The 25,567-nt window shown below is 69.5% G+C and carries 15 protein-coding genes and 1 pseudogene; 5 read left to right on the top strand and 11 right to left on the bottom strand.

The window, feature by feature from the left end; all coding sequences use genetic code 11:
* Positions 1-42 precede the first annotated feature (42 nt).
* Positions 43-642, top strand: a pseudogene (locus tag ACF062_RS06770) (TetR/AcrR family transcriptional regulator C-terminal ligand-binding domain-containing protein); the annotation flags it as partial.
* Positions 643-670: 28 nt separating this feature from the next.
* On the opposite strand, the gene ACF062_RS06765 reads toward ACF062_RS06770, so the two are convergent.
* Positions 671-1,276, bottom strand: coding sequence for a YdbC family protein (locus tag ACF062_RS06765; RefSeq protein WP_356578491.1), 606 nt, complete (start codon positions 1,274-1,276; stop codon positions 671-673).
* 226 nt (positions 1,277-1,502) lie between these two features.
* Between ACF062_RS06765 and ACF062_RS06760 the strand changes: the two genes are divergently transcribed.
* The gene (locus ACF062_RS06760) at positions 1,503-2,090 is read left to right on the top strand and encodes a TerD family protein (protein ID WP_392136678.1); all 588 of its coding nucleotides are present in this window, start codon (positions 1,503-1,505) and stop codon (positions 2,088-2,090) included.
* Between the two features lie 159 nt (positions 2,091-2,249).
* Here ACF062_RS06760 and ACF062_RS06755 read toward each other — a convergent pair whose 3' ends face one another.
* Both ACF062_RS06755 and nrdR read right to left on the bottom strand, forming a co-directional pair.
* Positions 2,250-5,156, bottom strand: coding sequence for a vitamin B12-dependent ribonucleotide reductase (locus ACF062_RS06755; protein WP_392136676.1), 2,907 nt, complete (start codon positions 5,154-5,156; stop codon positions 2,250-2,252).
* A gap of 137 nt (positions 5,157-5,293) precedes the next feature.
* The gene (gene nrdR / locus ACF062_RS06750) at positions 5,294-5,839 is read right to left on the bottom strand and encodes a transcriptional regulator NrdR (protein ID WP_392136675.1); all 546 of its coding nucleotides are present in this window, start codon (positions 5,837-5,839) and stop codon (positions 5,294-5,296) included.
* A gap of 496 nt (positions 5,840-6,335) precedes the next feature.
* Between nrdR and lexA the strand changes: the two genes are divergently transcribed.
* Positions 6,336-7,121 (top strand): transcriptional repressor LexA, encoded by a 786-nt coding sequence (gene lexA, locus ACF062_RS06745; protein WP_030778599.1) that lies wholly within the window; start codon positions 6,336-6,338, stop codon positions 7,119-7,121.
* 96 nt (positions 7,122-7,217) lie between these two features.
* Here the strand turns inward: lexA and ACF062_RS06740 are convergent, their stop codons facing one another.
* From ACF062_RS06740 to ACF062_RS06720, 5 genes are all read right to left on the bottom strand, one after another.
* Positions 7,218-9,188, bottom strand: coding sequence for an ATP-dependent DNA helicase (locus ACF062_RS06740; protein ID WP_392136672.1), 1,971 nt, complete (start codon positions 9,186-9,188; stop codon positions 7,218-7,220).
* 40 nt (positions 9,189-9,228) lie between these two features.
* Positions 9,229-11,109, bottom strand: a complete 1,881-nt coding sequence (locus ACF062_RS06735; protein ID WP_392136670.1) for an IucA/IucC family protein — start codon at positions 11,107-11,109, stop codon at positions 9,229-9,231.
* Between the two features lie 58 nt (positions 11,110-11,167).
* Positions 11,168-11,959, bottom strand: a complete 792-nt coding sequence (locus ACF062_RS06730) for a GNAT family N-acetyltransferase (RefSeq protein WP_392136668.1) — start codon at positions 11,957-11,959, stop codon at positions 11,168-11,170.
* Positions 11,960-12,013: 54 nt separating this feature from the next.
* Entirely contained in the window at positions 12,014-13,840 is a 1,827-nt protein-coding gene (locus ACF062_RS06725; RefSeq protein WP_392137670.1) for an IucA/IucC family protein, read from the bottom strand.
* A gap of 889 nt (positions 13,841-14,729) precedes the next feature.
* Positions 14,730-16,301 carry a diaminobutyrate--2-oxoglutarate transaminase family protein gene (locus tag ACF062_RS06720; protein WP_392137669.1) on the bottom strand — a complete coding sequence of 524 codons (1,572 nt, stop codon included), beginning with the start codon at positions 16,299-16,301 and terminating at the stop codon, positions 14,730-14,732.
* A gap of 804 nt (positions 16,302-17,105) precedes the next feature.
* Between ACF062_RS06720 and ACF062_RS06715 the strand changes: the two genes are divergently transcribed.
* Together ACF062_RS06715 and ACF062_RS06710 are read left to right on the top strand one after the other, a co-directional pair.
* Positions 17,106-18,353 carry a trypsin-like serine peptidase gene (locus ACF062_RS06715; protein ID WP_392136666.1) on the top strand — a complete coding sequence of 416 codons (1,248 nt, stop codon included), beginning with the start codon at positions 17,106-17,108 and terminating at the stop codon, positions 18,351-18,353.
* 295 nt (positions 18,354-18,648) lie between these two features.
* The gene (locus tag ACF062_RS06710) at positions 18,649-19,869 is read left to right on the top strand and encodes a trypsin-like serine peptidase (protein WP_392136664.1); all 1,221 of its coding nucleotides are present in this window, start codon (positions 18,649-18,651) and stop codon (positions 19,867-19,869) included.
* A 112-nt stretch (positions 19,870-19,981) separates the two neighbouring features.
* Here the strand turns inward: ACF062_RS06710 and hflX are convergent, their stop codons facing one another.
* From hflX to ACF062_RS06695, 3 genes are all read right to left on the bottom strand, one after another.
* Positions 19,982-21,472 (bottom strand): GTPase HflX, encoded by a 1,491-nt coding sequence (hflX, locus tag ACF062_RS06705; protein WP_392136662.1) that lies wholly within the window; start codon positions 21,470-21,472, stop codon positions 19,982-19,984.
* Between the two features lie 242 nt (positions 21,473-21,714).
* Positions 21,715-23,214, bottom strand: coding sequence for a M1 family metallopeptidase (locus tag ACF062_RS06700; protein WP_392136660.1), 1,500 nt, complete (start codon positions 23,212-23,214; stop codon positions 21,715-21,717).
* A gap of 115 nt (positions 23,215-23,329) precedes the next feature.
* The gene (locus ACF062_RS06695; protein ID WP_392136658.1) at positions 23,330-25,474 is read right to left on the bottom strand and encodes a RelA/SpoT family protein; all 2,145 of its coding nucleotides are present in this window, start codon (positions 25,472-25,474) and stop codon (positions 23,330-23,332) included.
* Between the last annotated feature and the right edge of the window lie 93 nt (positions 25,475-25,567).

Below are 25,567 nucleotides of genomic sequence, written 5' to 3'. Positions count from 1 at the left end.
GTCCCAAGGCCCGACGATGTCGAGTCGTCGCCGGCGTCGACCACCGCCCCCGGCACCCGCCGCCCCGGCGGCCGCACGGCCCGCACCCGCGCCGCCGTCCGCGACGCCGTGCTGAGCGGCCTCGCCGATCATGGCTACCCCGGTCTCACCGTCGAATACGTGGCCGATCACTCGGGAGTCCACAAGACCACGCTGTACCGCCGATGGGGCGGACTCGAAGGCATGGTCGCCGACGCCCTGGACATGGCGGGCGAGGACACATGGACGCCGCCGGACACCGGCAGCCTGGAAGGGGATCTGCGGGAGCTGGCCAGGGAGGTGGTCGCATCCTTCTCCGACGAGGCGTCGGCGGCGGCGCCGACCGCCTTCATCGCCGCGGCCTTCCAGTCGGAGCGCGCCGCCGCAGCCCTGCACTCCTTTTACACCGAGCGGTTCACCCGCTGCGAGACGGTCGTCGCCCGTGCGGTGGAGCGCGGCGAGGCGACTGCTGACATCGACGCGGCGGCACTCGTCCGCGCCGTGTCCGCACCCCTGTTGTTCCGCGTCTTCATCACACGTGAGCCGATCGACACGACGCTCGCCGACCAGTCGGCGGCTGCGGCCATCGCCGCGACGCGTGAAGGAGTGTTCACCAGGCGGTGAGGGTGCGCGCCCTCACCGCGCTGCGGGGTCAGACCGTCCAGGACGGCTCCAGTTGCACGATGTCCCCGGCGAGAGCGGCGACATCGGCGTCCGTCTGCGCACGCAGCGAGAGGCGTTCCACCCGCTCGGCGCGGTATTTGCCGTGCTCGGCGGCGGATTGCCACATGGAAAGCACGAGGAATTCGTGTCCGGGCGCTTCTCCGAAGAGCCCGCGCACCATCCCGGGTGAGCCCGCCATCGCCGGGTTCCACACCTTCTCCTGCATGAGGGCGAAGTGCTCGACCCGATCTTCGCGGACCCGGCAGTGCGCCACGCGCACCACGTCGGCGCCCGTGAAGCGCGGTTCGAACCCTGTCTTCACGTCGAAGCGGTAATCGAAGAGCTTGGCCTGGAGGTCCTTGTAGGTGCCCCCCTGTGCAGCCGCCAGGCGGTCGTGCGAGCGAGCCATGAAGGAGTCATAGAAGGCACGGCTTTCCCAGAAGGCGAAGACATGGGCGACACCCGGCCGCCCTCGGCTCCACCCCCCGCCCTGTCCCCGGAACCCCGGCTCCCCCAAAAGCCCCGCCCATTTCCGCTGCCCTCGCTCGAACCCCCGACGGTCCACCACGGTGCAGCGAATCCACTTGACCAGCACCGCGCCATCGTACGGCGCGGAGCGCGGCCCGGGTCGCGCTCCGGCGTAGTGCACCCGGATCAGCTCGGCCGAGCCGGTGGCACCCGCCTCGATGCCGAACGCCCGAGCGAGAATCATCGTCAATTCGCGCACAGGGACGCCCTGTTCGACGACCGAGCCGTCCGGTTACGTCCATGGCGCCCTCCTGACCAGGGAAGCTACTCCGTTGTCAGTCGTACGTCGTAGCGTGTATCCGGGACATCCTGGCGGAACGACGACGGCCAGGTCACGAGGAGGGGGAAGCCCAATGAGCAGTGTCAGCAAGGGAATCAAGAAGGTCGAAGTCGGTCTCAAGTGGGACCCGAGCACGGCCGGTTCCCCGCCCAACGACCTCGACATCATCGCCGCGACGTACGCGGCGGACGCTCCCTACGGGAAGCCCGTCTACCTCGTCCACTTCGACAGCCGCTCGCCGGACGGCACGATCACCCTGAACCGTGACAGCAGGACGGGGCAGGGCTTCGGTTTCGACGAGGTCATGGTGCTGGAACTCGATCGCCTCGCGCCCACGTACTCCCGCGTCGTGGTGGGCGTAGCGATCCAGCAGCAGGAGACGCAGAAGGTGTTCGGCGACATCACGAACACCGCTGTGCGGATCCGCGAGGGCCACACGGACCTGGCACAGAGCGACCTCGCGGGCGTCGCCGACAGCACGGCCGCGACCATCGCCGAATTCACCAGGGACGAGTCCGGGGCGTGGTCGTTCCGCGAGGCCATCCGTGGTTTCGACGCCGACCCCACGTCGTTCGCCTCCCTCATGGGGAGCAAGATCTGACGCCGGGCCGTGCGGTGCGCGAGCACCAGGAGCCGGGCTGAGCGCTGCGCGGGTACGACGAAGGGGACCGACGTATCGCCGATCCCCTTCATGTCGCTGTCAGCAGACAGCCACCCGCTCAGCTGTGCCGGAAGCGCGCCCGGCACAGCCCTTCACAGGTCAGCTGCAACCGCTGGTGGAGCCGCAGCCCTCGCAGATGTAGCAGGAGCCGGCCCGCTGCATCTTCGTACCGCAGGAGAAGCACAGCGGCGCATCCGCCTGGATGCCCAGCTGCATCTCGACGAGCTCGGCGCTGGTGTGCGCCTGCTGCGGGGCGGGCTTGGCCGCCTCGGCCTCGGCCTCCGGCTTCGGCGAGGCGACCGCCTTCAGCGACTCGGTCTGCCGCGGAGCGGACTGGGCCAGCCCCTCGACGTCGACCTCGGAGTCGTCGAGGGACGGCTCGTAGGAACCCGTCTCCAGGTGACGCTGACGCTCCTCGGCGGAGTGGATGCCGAGCGCGGAGCGCGTCTCGAAGGGCAGGAAGTCGAGCGCCAGGCGGCGGAAGATGTAGTCGACGATCGACTGCGCCATCCGCACGTCCGGGTCGTCCGTCATACCGGCCGGCTCGAAGCGCATGTTCGTGAACTTGGAAACGTACGTCTCCAGGGGCACGCCGTACTGCAGACCGACCGAGACGGCGATCGAGAAGGCGTCCATCATGCCCGCGAGAGTCGAGCCCTGCTTGGACATCTTCAGGAAGACCTCACCGAGACCGTCGTCCGGGTAGGAGTTGGCGGTCATGTAACCCTCGGCGCCGCCCACCGTGAAGGAGGTGGTGATGCCGGGACGGCCCTTCGGGAGACGCTTGCGGACCGGGCGGTACTCGACCACCTTCTCGACCGCGGCACGGATCGTCTCTTCGGTCTTCTCGGTGATCTCGGTCTTCTCCGCCTCCTTCTTCTTGGCGGAGAGCGGCTGGCCGACCTTGCAGTTGTCGCGGTAGATGGCGAGCGCCTTGACGCCCATCTTCCAGGCCTCGAAGTAGACCTCTTCGACGTCCTCGACGGTGGCGGTCTCCGGGAGGTTGACCGTCTTGGAGAGGGCGCCCGAGATCCACGGCTGGATCGCGGCCATCATGCGGACGTGGCCCATCGCGGAGATGGAGCGCTCGCCCATGGCGCAGTCGAAGACCTCGTAGTGCTCGGTCTTCAGACCCGGGGCGTCGATCACATTGCCGTTCTCGGCGATATGGGCGACGATCGCCTCGATCTGCTCCTCCTGGTAGCCCAGGCGACGCAGGGCCTGCGGCACGGTGCCGTTGACGATCTGCATCGAACCGCCGCCGACGAGCTTCTTGAACTTCACCAGGGCGAGGTCGGGCTCCAGGCCCGTGGTGTCGCAGGACATCGCGAGACCGATGGTGCCGGTCGGGGCGATGACGGACGCCTGGGAGTTACGGAAACCGTTCTTCTCACCGAGACGGATCACGTCCTGCCAGGCTTCCGTGGCGGCGGCCCAGATCGGCGAGTCCAGGTCGTCCATGCGGACGGCCGAGGCGTTGGCGTCGGCGTGCTGCTTCATGACGCGCTTGTGCGGCGTGGCGTTCTTGGCGTAGCCGTCGTACGGGCCGACGACAGCGGCGAGCTCGGCGGAACGCTTGTACGAGGTACCCGTCATCAGCGAGGTGATGGCACCGGCGAGGGCGCGGCCGCCATCGGAGTCGTACGCGTGACCGGTGGCCATCAGGAGGGCGCCGAGGTTGGCGTAGCCGATGCCCAGCTGACGGAAGGCGCGGGTGTTCTCGCCGATCTTCTGCGTCGGGAAGTCCGCGAAGCAGATCGAGATGTCCATCGCGGTGATGACCAGCTCGACGACCTTCGAGAAGCGCTCGGCGTCGAAGGACTGGGTGCCCTTGCCGTCGTCCTTCAGGAACTTCATCAGGTTCAGCGAGGCGAGGTTGCAGGACGTGTTGTCCAGGTGCATGTACTCGCTGCACGGGTTCGAGCCGTTGATCCGGCCGGACTCCGGGCAGGTGTGCCAGGCGTTGATCGTGTCGTCGTACTGGATGCCGGGGTCGGCACAGGCCCAGGCCGCCTCGGCCATCTTGCGGAAGAGCGACTTGGCGTCGACCTCCTCGATGACGTCACCGGTCATGCGGGCCCGCAGGCCGAACTTGGAGCCGGTCTCCACTGCCTTCATGAACTCGTCGTTCACACGGACCGAGTTGTTGGCGTTCTGGTACTGGACGGACGTGATGTCGTCGCCGCCCAGGTCCATGTCGAAGCCCGCGTCACGAAGGGCGCGGATCTTCTCCTCTTCCTTGACCTTGGTCTCGATGAAGCCCTCGATGTCGGGGTGGTCGACGTCGAGGATGACCATCTTGGCCGCGCGGCGCGTGGCGCCACCGGACTTGATCGTTCCCGCGGAGGCGTCGGCACCGCGCATGAAGGAGACGGGACCCGAGGCGTTTCCTCCGGAGGACAGCAGTTCCTTGGAGGAACGGATGCGGGAGAGGTTCAGGCCGGCGCCGGAGCCGCCCTTGAAGATCATGCCCTCTTCCTTGTACCAGTCGAGAATCGACTCCATGGAGTCGTCGACGGCCAGGATGAAGCAGGCGGACACCTGCTGCGGCTGGGGCGTGCCGACGTTGAACCAGACCGGCGAGTTGAAGCTGAAGATCTGGTGCAGGAGGGCGTACGCCAGCTCGTGCTCGAAGATCTCGGCATCGGCGGGCGAGGCGAAGTAGCCGTAGTCCTCGCCGGCCTTGCGGTAGGTCTTCACGATGCGGTCGATCAGCTGCTTGAGGCCGGTCTCGCGCTGCGGGGTACCGACGGCCCCGCGGAAGTACTTGCTGGTGACGATGTTGACCGCGTTCACCGACCAGAAGTCGGGGAACTCGACGCCACGCTGCTCGAAGTTGACCGAGCCGTCGCGCCAGTTGGTCATGACGACGTCACGGCGCTCCCAGACCACCTCGTCGTACGGATGCACGCCGGGGGTCGTGTGGATGCGCTCGATGCGCAGACCCTTGGCCTTGGATCCCTTGGCTCGGGAACCTCGTGCCGGGCCGCTCGTCGTCTCGGTCATGCCGCCTCCCTGTATCAGGCTAAAACGCCCTGAAGTGCCACGAACTTCCCGTGACACGGATGTGTATCTGGCGTCGCGGACGTCACAAAGGACACCCGCGACAGGTCTGGTCCGCCGCCGGCCGGTCGGTCAGCCGGTCAGTCGGCGGCGGTGGCGGGCTCCGGGACTTCGACAGTCCCTCCGGGCCCGCGGTCATTCACGACGCGCTCTGCGCCCGCGTCGCGCGGCTCCGCGTCGAGCCGCTGTTCCCTCAGCTCCCCGATGGCAGCCTCGAAGTCCTCGAGCGAGTCGAACGCCCGGTACACGGAGGCGAAGCGCAGGTAGGCGACAAGGTCGAGTTCCTGCAACGGACCCAGTATGGCCAGCCCGACGTCATGGGTGGTCAGTTCGGCGCTTCCGGTGGCCCGCACGGCCTCTTCCACCCGCTGCCCGAGAAGGGCGAGGGCGTCCTCGGTCACCGGCCGTCCCTGGCATGCCTTGCGGACGCCATTGATGACCTTGGTGCGACTGAAGGGCTCCGTCACGCCGCTGCGCTTGATCACCATCAGTGAGCACGTCTCCACGGTCGTGAAACGACGGGAGCAGTCGGGGCACTGGCGGCGCCTTCGGATCGACGTGCCGTCGTCAGTGGTGCGGCTGTCGACTACGCGGCTGTCGGGGTGCCTACAGAAGGGGCAGTGCATGGAACTCCCAACCCTCCTTCACGGCACGACTCATAAGCCTCAATGGGCCCTTGGGGCCCCTCGAAGCAGCCCCAAGCATAGGCGATGCCTGAGTCCCTGAAGGACCAGGGACCACAACTTCTGGGCCGCTGCCGCAATCCAACCACTAGATCTGGGGTTAGACCGCTTTTTCGACACCTAGCGTGTCGCGTCACACCTGGTCGTACCGGGCCTACACAGGCGCCACTCGCGCAGCTCGGAAAGGGGGCCGGTGCCGGGCCGACGGGGCGCCGGGTGGCAGTATGGGAGCTCCACTAAGGGGCTCACGACCCCGGCGGTGAAGCGTACCGTAATGAACCGAATTGCCGTTCGGTGCGAGCGTCAGCCATACACCTGGAAACCTGATCACGTCAGGTAATCAGCGATTTTTCACTCGAACGTGTGTTTGGCGCAACCTTTCGAAAGCAACTACCGTTGGCTAGCTAGGGAGAGAACATCTCGAGAGGGGCCGACCGACGTGACCACCACCGCAGACAGCGCCACCATCACTGCCCAGGACCGCTCCCAGAGCCGACTCGAGCCGGTGCATGCCATGAATGACGCAGCCACGAACCAGGAGGGGCCGAAGCCCACGCGCTCCCTGCCGGGCCGACCTCCAGGCATCCGGGCCGACAGCTCAGGGCTCACTGACCGGCAGCGCAGGGTGATCGAGGTCATCAGGGACTCGGTGCAGCGGCGCGGTTACCCACCGTCGATGCGGGAGATCGGTCAGGCGGTGGGCCTCTCCAGCACTTCCTCCGTGGCCCACCAGCTGATGGCCCTGGAGCGCAAGGGCTTCCTCCGTCGCGACCCCCACCGTCCGCGCGCGTACGAGGTGCGCGGCTCGGACCAGCCGAGCAGCCAGCCCACCGACACCACCGGCAAGCCCGCCGCGTCGTACGTCCCGCTCGTCGGCCGGATCGCGGCCGGTGGTCCGATCCTCGCCGAGGAGTCGGTCGAGGACGTCTTCCCTCTCCCCCGGCAGCTCGTGGGCGACGGCGAGCTCTTCGTGCTGAAGGTCGTCGGTGACTCGATGATCGAGGCCGCGATCTGTGACGGCGACTGGGTCACGGTGCGTCGCCAGCCCGTCGCGGAGAACGGCGACATCGTGGCCGCCATGCTGGACGGCGAAGCGACGGTCAAGCGTTTCAAGCGGGAGGACGGGCACGTCTGGCTCCTCCCGCACAACTCCGCGTACCAGCCGATCCCCGGCGACGAGGCGACGATCCTCGGCAAGGTCGTGGCGGTGCTGCGGCGGGTGTGAGCCTGCGCCCCTGACCGGGCCCCGGAACCAACTGCGCCGGTTCCGGGGCCCTGCTGTGTCCGGGCTCTTCACGCCACGCCTGGGCCGCCCGGCTCTCTATGCCTCAGCCGCCTTCGCCGCGGCATCGATCGCGGCCAGGGAGCGACGTACCTGATTACGGTCCGTCGTGTACCAGAAGTCGGGCAGCGAAGCCCGCAGATAGCTGCCGTAGCGCGCGGTGGCCAGCCGGGGGTCCAGGACGGCGACCACGCCGCGATCCCCGGACGCTCGTACGAGACGCCCCGCGCCCTGCGCCATCAGAAGAGCCGCATGGGTGGCCGCGACCGCCATGAAGCCGTTGCCGCCGGCGTCGTCGACCGCCTTCTGGCGGGCGCTCATCAGCGGGTCGTCGGGGCGCGGGAACGGGATCTTGTCCATGATCACCAGCTGGCAGCTGGGGCCCGGCACGTCAACACCCTGCCAGAGCGAGAGCGTCCCGAAAAGGCAGGTCCTCGCGTCCGCCGCGAAGCCCTTGATCAGCTCGCCCAGGGTCTCCTCGCCCTGGAGGAGGATGGGCATGTCGAGGCGCTCCCGCAACTCCTCCGCCGCGCCCTGAGCCGCACGCATGGAGGAGAAGAGGCCGAGCGTGCGACCACCGGCCGCTTCGATCAGTTCGGCCAGCTCATCGAGCATGTCGCTGCGTGTGCCCTCGCGGCCCGGACGGGCCAGGTGCTTGGCGACGTAGAGGATGCCCTGCTTGCCGTAGTCGAACGGGGAGCCGACGTCGAGGCCCTTCCACTGCGGTGCGTCCTCGGATTCCGTGCCCTCCGGAGCCAGGCCGAGCGACGCCCCGACGCCGTTGAAGTCGCCGCCGAGCTTGAGCGTGGCGGAGGTGAGGACCACCGAACGCTCGGCGAAGAGCTTCTCCCGCAGGAGACCCGACACGGACATCGGGGCCACGCGCAGGGAGGCTCCGAAACGGTCGTGCCGCTCGTACCAGACGACGTCGTACTCGGAGCCGTTCGTGATGCGCTCCGCCACGTCGTGGATCGATTCCACGGAGGCGAGTGCCTGCTTGCGGACCGCGTCCTCGTCCTGGACCGACTTGTCCCGGGTGGAACCGAGCGCCGTGATGACCGTGCGCGCGGCGTCGCGCAGGGCCATCAGCGCGTAACCGAGGTCTTCGGGGATCTCCTCCAGGCGGCCCGGCAGGGCCAGCTCCATCAGTCGCTCGAAGCCTTCTGACGCGGTCTGGAGCTGGTCGGCGGCCTTCTCGTTGACGAGCTTGGCGGCGCGGCGGACCGCGCGGTTGACCTGCCCGGGGGTGAGCTCGCCCGTGGCCACGCCGGTGACCCGGGAGACCAGCTCATGGGCCTCGTCCACGATCAGCACTTCGTGCTGGGGAAGGACGGGGGCGCCCTCGATGGCGTCGATGGCGAGCAGCGCGTGGTTCGTGACGATGACGTCGGCGAGTTTGGCGCGCTCGCGGGCCGCCTCGGCGAAGCACTCCGCCCCGTAGGCACACTTCGAGGCGCCGAGGCACTCCCTGGAGGAGACGGAGACCTGCGACCACGCTCGGTCGGAGACGCCGGGCGTCAGGTCGTCACGGTCGCCCGTCTCGGTCTCGTCGGCCCAGTCCCGCATCCTCAGGAGGTCCTGGCCCAGTTTGCTGGTGGGCGCCGCCGCCTCGAACTGGTCGAAGAGGCCCTCCTCCTCGTCCTGGGGCGCGCCTTCGTGGAGACGGTGGAGGCACAGGTAGTTCGAGCGGCCCTTGAGCATCGCGTACTGGGGGCGGCGGCGCATCAGCGGATGCAGCGCGTCCACGGTGCGCGGCAGGTCCCGCTCCACGAGCTGGCGCTGGAGGGCGAGCGTGGCGGTCGCGACCACCACACGCTCCCCGTGTGCCAGGGCCGGCACGAGATAGCCGAGGGATTTGCCCGTGCCGGTGCCGGCCTGGACCAGCAGGTGGGAGCCGTCGTCGATCACCTCGGCGACGGCCTCGGCCATGGACACCTGGCCAGGGCGTTCCGTGCCGCCGACAGCGGTGACGGCGGCGTGCAGGAGCTCGGGGAGGGAGGGCTTCGTCATAGCGCGACCACCCTACGGTGCCCCACTGACAATCCCGCGATCAAGGCTGATGGAGAGGGTTGGGCACGGTGCCGTGCACGGCGGCGTGTGGGCGTTGCGAGCGGTCGCGGTACCCATCGAGGAGGAGTCGGTTCCGGTTGAGGCACAACCGCTCGATACGTGGTGTGAGCAGGTCGAACATCTCGTACCGCTCCTTCATCTCCGGAGCGCGTGCCTGGTGCCGGAGGATCTCGGCGCGCACGGCGGACCAGAAATCGGCCTCGGTCACTCCCAATTGTTCCTGGCACAGCGGCGCCAGGTAACGGAAAACCCCCACGAAGAGACCGGAGTGGATGAACTGGGTGAGGAATCCGGGGGGCTCGGTGAGCAGTACGTCACGCACGTCGTCCGGCATCGAGTCCTGCTCGGGCAGCCGCACGGCGCTGACGTTCACGTCGTCCACGAAGTCCTTCACCGCGAGGCGGACGGGCACGTCCTTGTCGTCGAAGACGACGATGGCGTTCTCCCCGTGAGGGGAGAACACGGTGCCGTAGCGGTAGAGGAAGTGCAGGAGCGGAGGCAGCAGGGCGGCGAAGAGCCGGCGCAGCCATACGGTGGGGGCGAGCCCCGAGCGTTCCACGAGCTCCGTGACGAAGGCCCTGCCGGCCGGGTCGACGTGCAGCAGCGAGGCAAGGGTGCGGGCGCGTTCGTGGGGGGCGAGGTAGCGGGTGAGAGGCTCGCGCCAGATGGCGCCGAGCAGCTCCCTGTACTGGTAGGGGACCTCCGGCAAACCGTCGTACACAGGGTGTTCGACGGCTACCGACGCGACCTCACCGAGGAGGATCACCCGGCACTCGTCACGCAGGAAGGGATCGACGTCACGTAGTGCGTGCATCCAGGCGGTGACGGCGGGCGCGGCGATCGTGCGCTCCGTGGGCAGGCCACGCCAGACCAGAGTGTTGAGGACCGACAGCGGCAGCTTCACTGTGTGCCTGTCGGGGCGGGACGCGTTGAGGAACGTACGGATGGACTGCTGGGGAAGGCGTACGTCCCCGTCGCTGCCCAGCGGAACGATGGCGTTCGCAGCTACGGAGGGAGCGAAGAGCGGGAGTACGACCTCGTCCCACTGCCAGGGGTGCACCGGAAGGTAGAGGTACTCCTGGGGGTCGAGCCCGCGCGCGCGGAGTAAGTCCGCGAAGGCCTCCTGGGTGGAGGCGGGGAGCTCTCGGGCATAGAGCTGCTGAGCTGTTTGCAGCCCGGTGACGCCTCGATACACGGCGAGGTCGGTGTGGACCGCGATCCATGGAAGCGTCGTGGAGCGACGGGCCTCGGGCGCCCAGAGGCCGGCGTCGGTCGCGGAGAAGCCGATGCGCCCTTTGTTGAGGACGAGCCAGGGGTGGCCGGTCTGGTGCCCCTCCAGTTCCGCGTAACCAAGGTCGGCGAGCTGCGCCGCGGTGAGCGCGGTGTGGTCGATCCGGGCGTCGGCGCTGAGTGTGACGCTGAGCTCGCGTACGAGGTGACCGAGGGTGGCGCCGTCGAGTCCCAGGGTCCTGCGGGCCAGCGCGAGGAATCTGACGGGGTCGCTGAGGGGGCGGGCCGCCGCACCGCCTTCGCTCAGAGCCAGGCTGGCGGGGTCCACGTGCCAGCTGCCGTACGAGCCGCGGCGGGCGCGGAAGGTGAGGCAGGGGCCGTCATGGTCACGGTAGACACCGAGCGGCGTGTCAGCTGCGGCCGGCTTCGCCGCTTCGAGGTGGAGACGGTAGGTGTCCGTCTCCACCTCCATGGCCGGCACGGGCCGGATGATCTCCTCGTACGCGAACTCGCCGATCATCTTGGCGAGCAGTCGGCGTCCGGCCTCGCGCCATCTGTCCTGGGTCAGCTCGGGCGGGTCGTAGAGCGCGGTGGAGGGGCAGGAGATGGGGCTGGCGGACGGATTCGGCACGTGGACTCCTCAGGGAGGGAACCGGATCGGGTCGAGCGATGTACCAAGAGTGATCGGGTCAGAGCACTGCGCGCAGGGCTCGGTCGCGGACCATGAGCGCCGCCCGTTTGTCGGGCAGGTCCACTTCGGCGGAGAAGCGGAAGCCAGCACTCAGGAATGCGGAGACGGAGGGGGTGTTGCGAAGGTCGGGTTCTGCGATGACACGTGCGCATGCGGGGCGGCGGTCGAGGACAAGGTCTGCGACGGCCCTGAGCAGTGCTGTACCAAGGCCGCGGCCGCGGTTGACGACGCCACCGATGAGGAGGTGGATTCCGGTGTCGTGCGGGCGGAAGGGGTAGTGGCGGGCCAGCGGGTCGAGGTCCGCGCGGTAGATCTCCCAGTAGCTCATCGGCATGCCTTCGAGCACGCCGAGGCAGGGCACGCTGCGTCCGTCTCCGTCGAGCTGGGGGCGAAGGTGCTCCTCGGTGACGGCCTCGGGCCCCGCCAGTTCCCAGAAGGCCGCCACCGCGGGGTCGTTCATCCACCGGCTGATCAACGGGAGGTCGCGTTCGAGGCGGACAGGTACGAGTTGGAAGACACCGGCGTCGGTGGTGACAGGCCCCCAGGCGGCGATGCCGTCGAGGAGGTCCTCCACCGCCACGGTGCCCGGAGCATGGTGCGGCGCTCGTCCGCCGTGCTCGATGTGAGCTGCCGTTCGCGGAGTTCGCTCGTCGCTCTCGGCCAGCAGGGCGACGAGCTCGTCGGGCAGGCGCAGGTCGAGGGTGTCCGCGCCGTCCGCGCCGTCCGCGCCATCGGCGCCGGAGGCCGCGGGTTCGGTGCCGGCGTCGGTGCTCGCATCGGTGGGAGACACGGCGTCGCTCCTGTCAGAAGAGTCAGAAGAGTCTGGAGAGGTGGGGCATGTTCCTCAGGAATGAAGGGGGTTGTTGATGGTGACGTACACGGACTGGGTGTCGACCGGGCCGACGAGCTCGTCGAGGCCGTGGAGCCGGGTCAGCAGGTTGGCCTTGCACCGCAACACGGGTGAGTCGAGCAGCATCGTGGGCAGCGAGGTGCGCAGCCGGTCGGGGCCGGATGCGATGTCGCCGAGGAAGCGCCGGAAGGCCGCGAGCAACAACCTCTCCTCCGCCAGACGTTCGGCGCCGAATGCTCCGATCAGACCCAGGACGTTGTTGATGCCGAGGTAGTAGGCGAACCGCTCGTCGGTCACGTCGTCCGCGACGAAGGTGTCACTGTGCTGCCCGATGCCGGGGAGTCGCCGGTCGAGTTCGGCACGCCGGGATTCGCGGAAGTAGTAGCCCTGGTTGTCGCGGTAGCGGCCGCCCACGGGCCAGCCCTCGGAATCGAGAAGGATGATCGTGTTCTGCTGGTGCGCTTCCAGGGCGACGCCCGCCTCGCTGTCCAGCCACAGCACAGGGCGGACGACGGTCTCCAGATAGCGCAGGAACCACTCGGTGGCGACCGCGCCTCGGGGGCGGCCCGTCCGTCCCGCCAGCCTGGTCACCGTCTCGCTGAGCCGGGAGCGCATCAGCCGGAGGTCCTGGCGGGCGGGCAGCGTGGAAGGCTTGGGCGAGACGAGGCCCGCGACGCAGGTGGCGTCGTCCCCTGGGCCGAAGGGGTTGTGCCGGATCATGACGTCGAGCCCGGCCACGGGCGCACCATCACGGTCATTGACAGCGAGCCACGCGGGGTCGCGGACGATGTCGAAGCAGGGGTGTGCCGCCTGCCACTGCTTGGCGAGGCCGCTGCGCAGCAGCCGGTGGACTTCGACGCCGCGATGGAGTTCCTTGCGGAGGTTCTCGCGACGGGAGTTGGTGATGCGCACGCCGAGCGAGAGCTTGAGCATGGCGGCTGCGCCGGAACGGTAGAGGGTGCGTACGGAGGAGGTGGGGTGCCAGGGGGCGCCATGAGGGCCGAGGTCCTGGAGGAGGCCCGCGTCGAGGAGTTCGGCCGCCGCGGGGCGGTGCCGGAGCTCGCGGACTTGCCATGGGTGCACGGGCAGGGCAACGCGGCCATCTGGCAGCGGCAGTTCGGGGCCTGCGAGGCGGGCGGCGAGCTGGTCGGCCGGGAGCGTACGCCCACGCTCGGTCCAGGCCGAGTCCGCGGCGAGTACGGAGGGGTCGACGGCCAGCCAGTGCAGTGCGAAGGCGCCGCGCAACTCGGGTGAGTAGAGACGGGATTCGGTGTCGGACAGGCCCTCGCGGCTTTTGGGGGTCGGGTGGAGGGGGTGGCCGAGGAGCAGCGATTGTTCGGCGGCCAGAAACAGGTCGGGTTCGTCGGCCGGGCTGGCGCGACGGTCGGCGATGAACTGGGCGGTGCGGCGGACCGAGTCGGCGACCCGGCCGACCAGATCGGCGCCGTCGACGGGGCCTGCCGGGGGCGCAGCTGCGGAGGGCGCCGTGGTCGGGGGCGTTGACCCGCCTGGGTTCGCCTGCGCTTCCCGGTTCGCTGCGGGTGTCGGGGTTCCTGTGGCTGGCGGGTCTGGCTCCGCCGGTTGCTTCGGCGTGGCTGGGGGCATCAAGCCTGGTGAGGTCACCGGTTCTGCCGGTTCCACTGAGCCTGCGGATTCCGCTGAGCCTGCGGGTTTCGTTGAGCCTGCGGGTTCCGCTGAGCCTGCGGATCCCGCTGAGCTTGCCGGTTCCTCTGAGCCTGCCGATTTCGCTGACCCCGCCGGGCTCACCGGACCTGCCGGGCTCACATGACCTGCCGGGCTCACCGAATCCGCCGAGCTGATCGAATCCGCCGAGCTGATCGGACCTGCCGAGCTGATCGAATCCGCCGAGCTGATCGGACCTGCCGAGCTGATCGAATCCGCCGAGCTGATCGGATCCGCCGGGCGCACAGGACCTGCCGGGTTCACTGGGCTCGTCGAGCTCACAGGGCTCGTCGAGCTCACGGGACCTGCCGGGCTCTTATCGCCCTCCCGGCTCACGACTTCTGCCGGGCCCTCCGTCGCCGTGCCACTCGCCGTCGGACTGCCCGCCGTCTGGCTGTCCACCGCCGGACTGACCACAGTCGACCTACCCGCAGTCGGAGTGTCCGCCGCCGGAGTGCCCGCCGCCGGACTGGCCGTCGTCGGTTCCGCGTCGCGGCGTGCCGTCTCGCGGCCGAGGAGGGCGGCGACGGTCACCGCGTCGACGGGAGGGGCGCTGGCCGGGCCGTCCTCCAGGTAAGGCAGGCCGAAGCGGTGCCAGCCGGTGGCCGACCAGTAGTGCACGGGGACGAGCAGGGCCGTGCCGCTGGCGTGGAGGGGAAGGCGCAGGGCGCCCTGTTCCGGTGCCGGGAGGTTGTTCTCCCTGACCCAGCAGCGCAGGAGGTTCTCGACGGCGGCCGCCTGCGCGGCGGTGTGCGGGTCGGGGTGCTCCAGCAGGTCGATGGCCGTCCCGCGCAGGTGCTCGGCCCCTTGGCCGCCACATTTCTGCCGGGGGACCGTACCGGACTCCGCCACCAAGGGGGATTGCGTGACGCACATGCCTGGGGCGTCGAGGTGGGGGCGGCCTTCGGATGCGGGGGTGGCGTTCAAAGGAGGTTCCTTGTGAGGTTGTTCGGGCTCCGTGTGGCGACGGGTCCGGGGCGCGCCCGGCATGTCAGGGCCGCCGCGGGGCGGTCCAAGTCCGTCTTGGCTATCCGTGGTGGGCACGCGCCGCGGTGGTCAGCGCGTCGGCCAGCCGGTCGAGGACCGCGGCCGCCTGTTCGTCGGTGATGGTCAGCGGGGGAAGGAGTCGTACGACGCTGGAGTGGCGGCCGCCGAGTTCGACGATGAGTCCGCGCCGCAGGCACTCGCGCTGTACGGCGGCGGCCAGTTGGGGTGCCGGCGGGCGAGGGCGGGCAGCGGGCGGCAGATGGTCGGTGCCCCTGATGAGCGGGTCGTGTGCTGTACCGGGCCGGCCAGCCGTCGGCATGTTCTCGGAGCCCCGGTTGCCGGTGACGTCACCATTGGCGGTCAGCATTCCCCCGGCCTCGGTCCCGCCGCACGCGGAGCCCGAGCCCGCCACCGTCAGTTCAACCGACCCGACGGGCTCTCCGGCCTCGACGGGCTCTACGGGCGCACTCAGGGCACGGGGAACACCAGGCTCCCCTGGCTCGACGAGTTCGACACCGATCATCAGGCCCCGGCCGCGGACCTCTCCGATGCACGGGTGGGCCGCGGCCAAGGAACGGAGTTGGCTGATCATGCGGGCGCCCAACGTGGCGGCACGTTCGGCGAGGCAGTTCTCGCGGACGTATGCGAGGGTCGCCGCGCCCGCTGCCATGGCGAGTTGGTTACCGCGGAAGGTGCCGGCGTGGGCACCGGGGGCCCAGACGTCGAGGTCGTCTCGGTAGATCACGACGGCGAGGGGCAGACTGCCTCCGATCGCTTTGGAGAGCACCATGACGTCCGGTACGACGCCGCTGTGTTCGACGGCCCAGAAGGCGCCGGTCCGCCCGACGCCCGTCTGGACCTCGTCGGCGATGAGCGGGATGCCGCGTGCCGCGGTGATCTCACGCATCCGGCGGAGCCAGGCGTCGGGCGCCGGAAGGACGCCGCCCTCGCCCTGGACGGGTTCGAGGATCATGCCTGCCGGGGCCGGGACGCCCGACTTGGCGTCGTCGAGGAGGTTCTCGGTCCAGCGGGCGGAGAGTTCCGCGCCGCGTGGGCCGCCGAGGCCGAACGGGCAGCGGTAGTCCTGCGGGTATGGGAGGCGTGCGACCCGTACGTCCTGCGCGCCGCCGGATACTTCGAGCGCCCCTGCCGTCATGCCGTGGTAGGCGCCGGTGAAGGCCAGCATGCCGTTGCGACCGGTGGCCGCGCGGACCAGTTTCAGCGCGGCCTCCACGGCGTCCGTTCCGGCGGGGCCGCAGAACTGGATCCGCGCACGCTCGGCGAGGCCGCTCGGCAGTGTGCTGAACAGCTCGGTGGTGAAGGCGTCCTTGACGGGTGTGGCCAGGTCGAGGACGTGCAGCGGCGCCCCCGAGTCCAGGACCTTCCTGATGGCTTCGAGCACCACCGGGTGGTTGTGGCCGAGGGCCAGCGTTCCGGCACCCGAGAGGCAGTCGAGGTAGCGGCGCCCATCCGCGCCCTCGATGGTCATGCCGCGCGCCCGCACCGGCACGATCGGCAGGGCCCTGGCATAGGTGCGAGCCGCCGACTCGCGCGCGGACTGCCGCCGCAGGATGCCCTCCTGCGCGACGGACTGCGTGACGGACTGCGCCACGGCGTGCGCGTCCGCCTGCCCAGTCGTCTGTCCAATCAACTGCCCAGCCGACCGCGAGACGGGCTGCGAGGAGTCCTCAGACCGCACCCGCTCCACCGAGCCCACGGAGTCCCCGAAGTGCACAGCGGGCACAGCGGACCGCGCGGAAGTCACGGCGGCCCCACCGGCGACCCGATCGGCGGCCCGACCGCATTCCCCGTCTCGGTCCGGCTCCTCGCCCCAACCGCGCTGCTCCGGCCGACCATCACCGCCGGCCTCCCCCGTCACCTCAGCCGCCTCACTCCCTCCACTCCCCCCGCTCTCCCCCCTCCCCCCGATTTCTCCATCCTCCGAAGTCTCCCCAACCCCGACAGGCTGTGAGGACTGCAAGGGCTTTGACGACTGCAAGGGCTGCGCTACGGAACACGCTGCGGACACCGCCGCGGGCGCAGGCTCGGTCACGGCCACGACTGTTGGTCCTCCCGCTGTGGACAAGCACGTCCGGTCGTGTGACTCCGGTGAGCCCATATGACCGAGGGTGCAGGCGAGTTGGCAGGGGGATGAACGCTGGCCGCGACTCCCCCGTACGTACCAACGACGGTGAACCCTCGGGATCACGGGTCATCGGAAGATCCTTGCCGTGACGGAACCGTTGCCCTTCCGTCGGCCGTCCCCAACGGCATCGGCATAGTGTGGGGGGCCGCTCACCAGCGACAGCGCGCCGCTCCCCCCAATGATGGGGATCCGCGCCGGTGGGCGACGGGTGCTCCGCACCCGGATGTCCAGCTCTTTGAACGTTTTTCGAGGCCCAGGGGGAATCTCACGATGCGACCCATACGTCCGCTCTTCACCGCCCGCAGTGGGAGGAGTGCGCGCACCAGGACCTCCCCCGTGGCGGCCGCGGTGGCGCTCGGCGCGGCGCTCGTTCTGACCGCCACGGCCTGCGGTCCCACCGAGGACAACGCCGGCGGCGACTCGTCCTCGGCGCAGCCCGGTGACAGCGAGGGCGGCGGCAGCAACGGCGATGACAAGATCAAGCTTCCGGCGGACCTCCAGGACCGGCTCAAGGAGCACGGGATCGACCTGGACAAGTGGAAGAACGGCGCCTGGAAGAACTGGGACAAGGACGACTGGCTGCGCGAGGCCGGCGACTTCGTCAACCCGATCATCGAGGACCTCTGGGATTCCGACCGGATGCGGGACGCCGACAAGAACCCGGACCGCAGCGTCGACGACAACGACATCTCCGGTGACCAGGGCATCACCGACCCGACGCCCGAGCCCGTCGAGGCGGCAGCCGTGAAGGCGCCGTACCACGACCAGGCGGCCGAGTCGGGCAAGCTCTTCTTCGACGGGCCCGAGGGTTCGATGGTCTGCTCCGCGACCGTGATCAAGGACCCGGCCCACCCGGGCAAGTCCAACATGGTGTGGACCGCCGGCCACTGCGTGCACGCCGGTGCCAAGGGCGGCTGGTACCGCAACATGGTCTTCGTCCCCTCGTACAACGACAGCGGCAAGTCGGCCGCGGAACTGCAGAACGCCCCCAAGGAAGAGGTCGCTCCGTACGGCGTCTGGTGGGGTGACTGGGCGCAGACTTCCGACCAGTGGATCGAGCAGGGTGGTCCGACGGGCGGCAAGGGCGCGCCGTACGACTTCGCGGTGATTCACGTGGCGCCCGAGAAGGGCAGCGAGGGCAAGTCGCTCGAGGAGACCGTCGGTTCCGCGCTCCCGGTGGACTTCGACGCCCCCGCGGTTCCGCAGATCAAGACGATGACGGCCACGGGTTACCCGGCGGCGCCGCCCTTCGACGGCCAGAAGCTGTTCCAGTGTGCCGACAAGCCGGGCCGGCTCTCGCTCACCAAGCCCGACCCGACGATGTACCGCATCGGCTGCACGATGACCGGCGGCTCGTCCGGCGGTGGCTGGGTGGCGCAGGGCCAGGACGGCAAGCCCGCCCTGGTCTCGAACACCTCCATCGGTCCGGTGACGGCGGGCTGGCTGGCCGGTCCGCGCCTGGGCAAGGAGGCCAAGGGCATCTACACGGCGGTCAGCAAGAAGTTCGCCGGGCAGTAAGTCGGCCCTGGCAAATCGGACTCCGAGCAAGCCAGGTCTCTCATACCGCATGCCGTACGACGGCGGGGTCGCCGGAAACCTTCACGGCCCCGCCGCTGTTCGTCCCCAACCTCACAGGCATAGTGGGGTGTTGTGTCAACGCGGGGCTTACCGGGCTCCCTGGAGCCTCGCATGACGCGTCCATGACACGCGTGCCCGTGGCGCATGCCAATCTCCATGGCCATCACCACGCACATGGCAATGCCGCAATCACGTACCAATGATGCAATCTCGTTCTATCGGGGGTAATAGCACCATGCGTTCCACTCGTGCGCTCTTCGCGCGCAGCCGTGGCCGGCGCGCCGCACTCGCCGCCACCGGACTCGCGGCGACCCTGGCGCTCACCGCCACGGCCTGCGGTCCGAGCGAGGACAAGGCGAGCGACAAGCCGGACACCGCCGCTTCCCAGGGATCCGACGGCTCCGACGCCGGTTCCGAGGGTGCCGACTCCAAGCTGCCCGGCGAGCTCGCCGACAAGCTCAAGGAGCACGGCATCGACCCGGACAAGTGGAGGAACGGCGCCTGGAAGAACTGGGACAAGGACGACTGGCTGCGCGAGTCCAAGGACTTCGTCAATCCGGTCATCGCCGGGCTCTGGAAGCCCGAGCGGATGAAGAAGGCCAAGGACCCGAACAAGACGATCGCAGCGAAGGACGCGAGCGCCGACCAGGGCGCGACCGACCCCGCCCCGTCGCCGGTCCGGGCCAAGCCCGAGAAGACGCCGTACCACGAGAACGCCGCCCCCGTCGGCAAGATCTTCTTCGACTCTCCCGAGGGTTCGATGGTCTGCTCCGGCACTGTCGTGAAGGACCCGCGCAACCCGGGCAAGTCCAACCTCGTGTGGACCGCGGGCCACTGCGTGCACGCCGGCGCCCAGGGCGGCTGGTACCGCAACATCGCGTTCGTGCCCGCCTACAACGACCTCGGCAAGTCCGAGGCCGAGCTGGGCAACGCGGCCGCGCAGGAGATCGCCCCCTACGGCCAGTACTGGGCGGACTGGGTCTCGACCTCCAATGAGTGGATCAACGAGGGCGGTCCGACGGGCGGCGCGGGCGCGACGCATGACTACGCCGTGATGCACGTGAAGCCGGAGCGGGGCGGCAAGTCCCTCGAGGAGACCGTGGGCAACGCGCTCGATGTCGACTTCTCGACTCCGACCACGCGGAGCGTGAGTTCGATGGGCGCCTGGGGCTACCCTGCCGCTCCCCCGTACAACGGTCTGATCATGCACAAGTGCGTGGACAAGCCGGGTCGTCTCTCGCTGTCGCCGAGCCTGCCGACGATGTACCGCATCGGCTGCACCATGACCGGCGGCTCGTCCGGCGGCGGCTGGTTCCGGATGGTGGGCGACAAGACCGAGCTCGTGTCGAACACCTCCATCGGCCCGGCCGAGAACACCTGGCTGGCGGGACCGCAGCTGGGCAAGGGCGCCGAACAGGTCTACGACATGATGAGCAAGAAGTACGGCTCTCAGTAACCGAGGCAACTGAAGTAACCGAAGCAACGGACACGGCGAAGGCCCGCCCCCTGGGAGAGGGGGCGGGCCTTCGCCGTGTGACTGGGCCGGACCGTGACCGGACCGGCTGCCGTCAGCGGGTGGCCGGTACGTACGGCCCGAGGTCCGCGGCGAGTTCCTCGTGCACCCGCGCCTTGAGCAGCGTGCCCTCGCCGGTGTGCTCCTCGGAGAGGACCTCGCCCTCGGCGTGCGCACGCGAGATGAGCTGGCCGTGGGTGTACGGGACGAGGGCCTCGATCTCGACCTTGGGCCGCGGCAGTTCGGAGTCGATCAGCGCGAGGAGCTCCGCGATACCGGCACCGGTGCGCGCGGAGACCGCGATCGCGTGCTTCTCGTTCCTCATCAGCCGCTGGAGGACCAGCGGGTCCGCCGCGTCGGCCTTGTTGATCACGACGATCTCGGGCACGTCGGTGGCGCCCACATCGCGGATCACCTCGCGCACGGCGGCCAGCTGCTCCTCCGGCACCGGGTGCGAACCGTCCACCACGTGCAGGATCAGGTCGGAGTCGCCGACCTCCTCCATCGTGGAACGGAACGCCTCGACGAGGTGGTGCGGCAGATGCCGCACAAATCCGACGGTGTCGGCCAGGGTGTAGAGACGGCCGGTCGGCGTCTCGGCCCGGCGCACGGTCGGGTCGAGGGTGGCGAACAGCGCGTTCTCCACCAAGACGCCCGCGCCCGTTAGGCGGTTGAGGAGCGAGGACTTGCCCGCGTTCGTGTAGCCGGCGATCGCGACCGAAGGCACCTTATTGCGCCGGCGCTCCTGCCGCTTGATGTCGCGGCCCGTCTTCATCTCCGCGATCTCACGGCGCATCTTCGCCATCTTCTCGCGGATCCGTCGCCGGTCCGTCTCGATCTTGGTCTCACCGGGACCACGGGTGGCCATGCCGCCACCGCCGCCGCCACCCATCTGACGGGAGAGCGACTGACCCCAGCCGCGGAGCCTCGGCAGCATGTACTGCATCTGCGCGAGGGCCACCTGCGCCTTGCCCTCTCGGGACTTGGCGTGCTGGGCGAAGATGTCGAGGATCAGGGCGGTCCGGTCGACCACCTTGACCTTCACCACGTCTTCGAGGTGGATCAGCTGGCCGGGGCTCAGCTCACCGTCGCAGACGACGGTGTCGGCGCCGGTCTCGAGCACGATGTCACGCAGCTCAAGAGCCTTGCCGGAGCCGATGTACGTCGCCGGGTCCGGCTTGTCGCGGCGCTGGATGACGCCGTCGAGCACGAGCGCGCCCGCGGTCTCCGCGAGTGCGGCCAGCTCGGCGAGGGAGTTCTCCGCATCGTCCACGGTCCCGGAGGTCCACACGCCGACGAGGACCACGCGCTCCAGGCGGAGCTGGCGGTACTCGACTTCGGTGACGTCCTCGAGCTCGGTGGAGAGTCCGGCGACGCGGCGCAGAGCCGCGCGGTCGGAGCGTTCGAGCTGGTCGCCGTCCCGCTCTCCGTCGATCTCGTGGCTCCAGGCGACGTCCTCTTCCATCAGGGCATCGGCCCGAAGACCTTCGGGGTAGTTCTGCGCGAAGCTCTGTGCGTCCTGGGAAGGGGAAGAAGAGGAGGTCATTGGGTCCTTACGTCGATGCGTCGATGGAATACGGACGGATCCCTGATCCGTCGCCGACGGATGCGTCACCCGTCACAGTCGACAACGCCCGGGTCGGCCCGGAGATTCCCGGGACCGGCCTCGGCCGACCCTGAGATGTCCCCGAGGGGAAACCCCGGAGCCCGGACCGGCCGTGCCGTCGACCTGAAGATGGTTGCACGAAACGGGTCGTCTCGTCATCCGTGTTTTTCCCTGCCCGGAAGTTATTTCCCTTCCGGCGCTCCCGTACGCCAGTCCGGGTGCCCCGGCATGGGCGGCGTCTTCGGCCCGTACAGCCAGGCGTCGAAGAATCCTCCCAGGTCACGGCCCGCGACCTCGGAGGCCAGCCGCACGAAGTCGGCGGTCGTGGCGTTGCCGTCACGGTGGATGTGGACCCACTGCCGCTCAAGGTGCTCGAACGCCCGGCGCCCGATCTCCTGGCGCAGCGCGTAGAGAACCAGGGCACTGCCGTCGTAGACGACGGGCCGGAAGAGGCTGGTCTTCTGCCCGGGAGCGGGCTCCTTGGGCTTGGCGGGCGGTCCGCCGGCCGCGCGCCAGCCGTCCGACCGGGAGTAGGCCGCCCGCATCCGGTCCTTGATGGGCCGCTTCGTCTTCTCCTCGGCGAAGAGTGCCTCGTACCAGGTGGCGTGGCCTTCGTTGAGCCACAGGTCCGACCAGGTCCGCGGGCTCACGCTGTCGCCGAACCACTGGTGCGCCAGTTCGTGCACCATGATCGCGTCGACGTACCACTCGGGGTACTCGGGGCGGGTGAAGAGCTCTTTCTCGAAGAGAGAGAGCGTCTGTGTCTCCAATTCGAAGCCGGTCCGCACGTCGGCCACCAGGACGCCGTAGGTCTCGAAGGGGTAGCGGCCGACCTTCTTCTCCATCCAGTCGATCTGGCCGGGCGTCTTCTTCAGCCAGCGCTCCAGGAGCTTGCGGTCCTTGGTGGGCACCACATCGCGTACGGGAAGGCCGTGCGGGCCCTTGCGGTGCACCACGGTGGAGCGCCCGATCGACACCTGCGCCAGTTCCGTCGCCATCGGGTGATGGGTGCGGTACGCCCACGTGGTGGTCCCGTCGGCACGGCGCGCCTTGGCTACCGGCAGGCCGTTGGCGACAGCGGTGAGTCCCTTGGGTGCCGTGACACGGAAGGTGAACGCCGCCTTGTCCGCCGGATGGTCGTTGCACGGGAAGACCAGGTGGGCGGCGTCCGCCTGGTTGGCCATGGCGAGCCCGTCCCTCGTGCGCAGCCAGCCGCTCTGGGCGTCCTTGGCGGAGACGGGGTCGCTGGTGTGCCGGACGGTGATCCGCAGCCGCTCGCCGGGCGCGACCGGCGCGGACGGCGTGAGGACCAGGTCCTCACCGGTGCTGTCGAAGCGGGCGGTTTCGCCGTTGACCTCGACGGAGCGGACCTTGCTGTGGGTGAAGTCGAGGTTCACGCGCTCCAGGGGCGACGTGACACGGGCGTCGATCTTGGTGACGGCATCCAGGGGCTTGCGGTTGTCACCGCCGTAGGTGAAAGCGATGTCGTACGAGTCCACGTCGTACCCGGGGTTGCCCAGGTGCGGGAAGAGCGGGTCGCCGATGCCGAGCGGGGCGGCCGGCGACGGCGCGCTCGCGGCGACGAGGGCGGCGGATGCGGTCGCCGCGATCAGTGCCGCGGCGATGCGGGGGGTGCGAAGGGCCTTCGGCCGCTGGGCCGTGATCCGAGGGGTGAGCAGCATGGCTTACGGCTATCAGCGCGGGCCCGTCACGGGGTGACGACGCGCGTTCCGGCCACTCGAACGAGTCGCCGTGCCTGCGTTCGATGAGCCGAGTCGACGGACCCGGCCCCCGGGGTCAGTGGGCGGCGGCGGCCGGGTGCTGGGCGCGGCTCACGTCGTACACGCCCGGCACGGCGCGCATGGCCCGCATCAACGCCGGAAGGTGCGCCGCGTCCGGCAGTTGCAGCGTGTACGTGTGGCGGACGCGCTGCTGGGTGGGCGGTTCCACGGTCGCGGAGATGATGGCGACGCCCTCAAGGGCGATTGCCTCGGTGAGGTCGGCGAGGAGGTGGGCGCGGCCGAACGATTCGGCGGTCAGGGTCACCCGGCACTCCGTGGTGTCCCCCCAGCGCACGCCGACCTCCGCGCGCCCCACTTCCTTCATGCGCTCCACCGCCGGACAGCCGACACGGTGGACGGTTACGACGCCTCCGCGCACGGCGAAGGCGGTGATGGCGTCGGGCGGCACCGGCGTACAACACCCCGCCAGGCGTACGGTCGCGCCCTCGCGGTCCACCACGGCGCTCGCGGCAGCCGGACGAGACGCGTCGGCGGCCTCGGGGCGGGGCGTGGTCACCGGTGTCTGCTGGGCCGGCCGCCGACGGGACGGCGTGGGGGCGGGAGCGGGCGCCGGATGCGTCGTCAGCCAGCGCCGGATCGCGATGCGGGCGCCGGGCGTGCGGGCGTGGTCGAGCCACTCGCTCGACGGCCCGGATGTGGCGTCCTGCCCCATGAGCAACTGCACGGTGTCGCCGTCCCGCAGGACGGTGCTGAGCGTCGCCAGACGGCCGTTGACGCGTGCGCCGATGCAGGCGTGCGCGTCCTCGCCGTACTGGGCGTAGGCGGCGTCCACGCAGCTGGCGCCGGCGGGCAGGCCGAGCGTGCCGCCGTCGGGGCGGAAGACGGCGATCTCGCGGTCCTGCGCGAGATCTTCGCGCAGCGTCGACCAGAACGTGTCCGGGTCGGGCGCGGCCTGCTGCCAGTCGAGGAGCCGGGAGAGCCAGCCGGGCCTGGTCGGGTCCACACGCTCGTCGTCGGCCCGGTCAGATGGCTCCTCCGAGGAAGGAGCGTAGGGATTGCGCAGTGCGACGACGCCCGCCTCGGCGACCTGGTGCATCTGGTGCGTGCGGATGAGGACCTCGGCGACCTGGCCGTCCGGGCGGGCCACCGCCGTGTGCAGCGATTGGTAGAGGTTGAACTTCGGTACGGCGATGAAGTCCTTGAACTCCGAGACGACCGGCGTGAAGCAGGTGTGCAGTTCGCCGAGGACTCCGTAACAGTCCGCGTCTTCGTTGACGAGCACGAGGAGGCGGCCGTAGTCCGAGGCGCGCAGCTCACCGCGCTTGCGGTGCACCCGGTGGACGGAGAGGAAGTGCCGCGGCCTGATGAGGACCTCGGCGGTGATGCCCGCCTCTCGGAGCACGCCGCGCACCTCACCGGCGATGTCCCCGAGCGGGTCCCGCTCGCTTGCGGCGTTGGCATCGATGAGGGCCTTGACCTCGGCGTACTCCTGCGGGTGGAGGATCGCGAAGACGAGGTCCTCCAGCTCGGTCTTGAGCGCCTGTACGCCGAGGCGCTCGGCGAGCGGAATGAGGACGTCCCGGGTCACTTTGGCGATGCGGGCCTGCTTCTCGGGGCGCATGACACCGAGCGTGCGCATGTTGTGCAGGCGGTCGGCGAGTTTGATCGACATGACGCGTACGTCGTTGCCGGTGGCGACGAGCATCTTGCGGAAGGTCTCCGGCTCGGCCGCCGCTCCGTAGTCGACCTTTTCGAGTTTGGTGACGCCGTCGACGAGGTAGCAGACGTCGTCGCCGAACTCGGCCCGTACCTGGTCGAGGGTCACGTCGGTGTCCTCGACGGTGTCGTGGAGCAGGGACGCGGTCAAGGTGGTGATCTCCGCGCCGAGCTGGGCGAGGATCAGGGTCACGGCGAGGGGGTGCGTGATGTACGGTTCGCCGCTCTTGCGCGTCTGGCCCCGGTGCGAGGACTCCGCCAGGACGTACGCACGGCGCAGCGGCTCCAGGTCGGCGTCCGGATAGTGGGCCCGGTGTGCCTCCGCCACGTGGCCGATCGCGTCGGGGAGGCGGTCGCGGGTGGCGGGTCCCAGCAGGGCGGCCCTGCCGAGCCTGCGCAGGTCGAGACGGGCGCGGCCGCGCCTGCGCTGGCCCCCGGTCGTCATGGGGACGGGCGTGGCAGGGTTCGTGGCCTCCGCGCTCATGGGCACCTCCGGCTGCGTCGACCGGCGGTGAACGGACGGTGACGTACTCCGTCCGGGCCGGTGCTTGATGCTACCGAGCCCATCACGCGGCAC

The organism is Streptomyces sp. NPDC015345, from assembly GCF_043078805.1.
Classification (GTDB): domain Bacteria; phylum Actinomycetota; class Actinomycetes; order Streptomycetales; family Streptomycetaceae; genus Streptomyces.
Note: the sequence above shows the minus strand (reverse complement) of the source record. Positions and strands in the feature narration are given on the sequence as shown.

Bases quoted from the DNA above. Each gene is read 5' to 3' on its own strand.
- ACF062_RS06695 (WP_392136658.1), bottom strand. From the start codon at position 25,474: ATGAGCGCGGAGGCCACGAACCCTGCCACGCCCGTCCCCATGACGACC.
- hflX (WP_392136662.1), bottom strand. From the start codon at position 21,472: ATGACCTCCTCTTCTTCCCCTTCCCAGGACGCACAGAGCTTCGCGCAG.
- ACF062_RS06740 (WP_392136672.1), bottom strand. From the start codon at position 9,188: ATGACGAAGCCCTCCCTCCCCGAGCTCCTGCACGCCGCCGTCACCGCT.
- ACF062_RS06700 (WP_392136660.1), bottom strand. From the start codon at position 23,214: ATGCTGCTCACCCCTCGGATCACGGCCCAGCGGCCGAAGGCCCTTCGC.
- ACF062_RS06715 (WP_392136666.1), top strand. From the start codon at position 17,106: ATGCGACCCATACGTCCGCTCTTCACCGCCCGCAGTGGGAGGAGTGCG.
- ACF062_RS06710 (WP_392136664.1), top strand. From the start codon at position 18,649: ATGCGTTCCACTCGTGCGCTCTTCGCGCGCAGCCGTGGCCGGCGCGCC.
- ACF062_RS06755 (WP_392136676.1), bottom strand. From the start codon at position 5,156: ATGACCGAGACGACGAGCGGCCCGGCACGAGGTTCCCGAGCCAAGGGA.
- nrdR (WP_392136675.1), bottom strand. From the start codon at position 5,839: ATGCACTGCCCCTTCTGTAGGCACCCCGACAGCCGCGTAGTCGACAGC.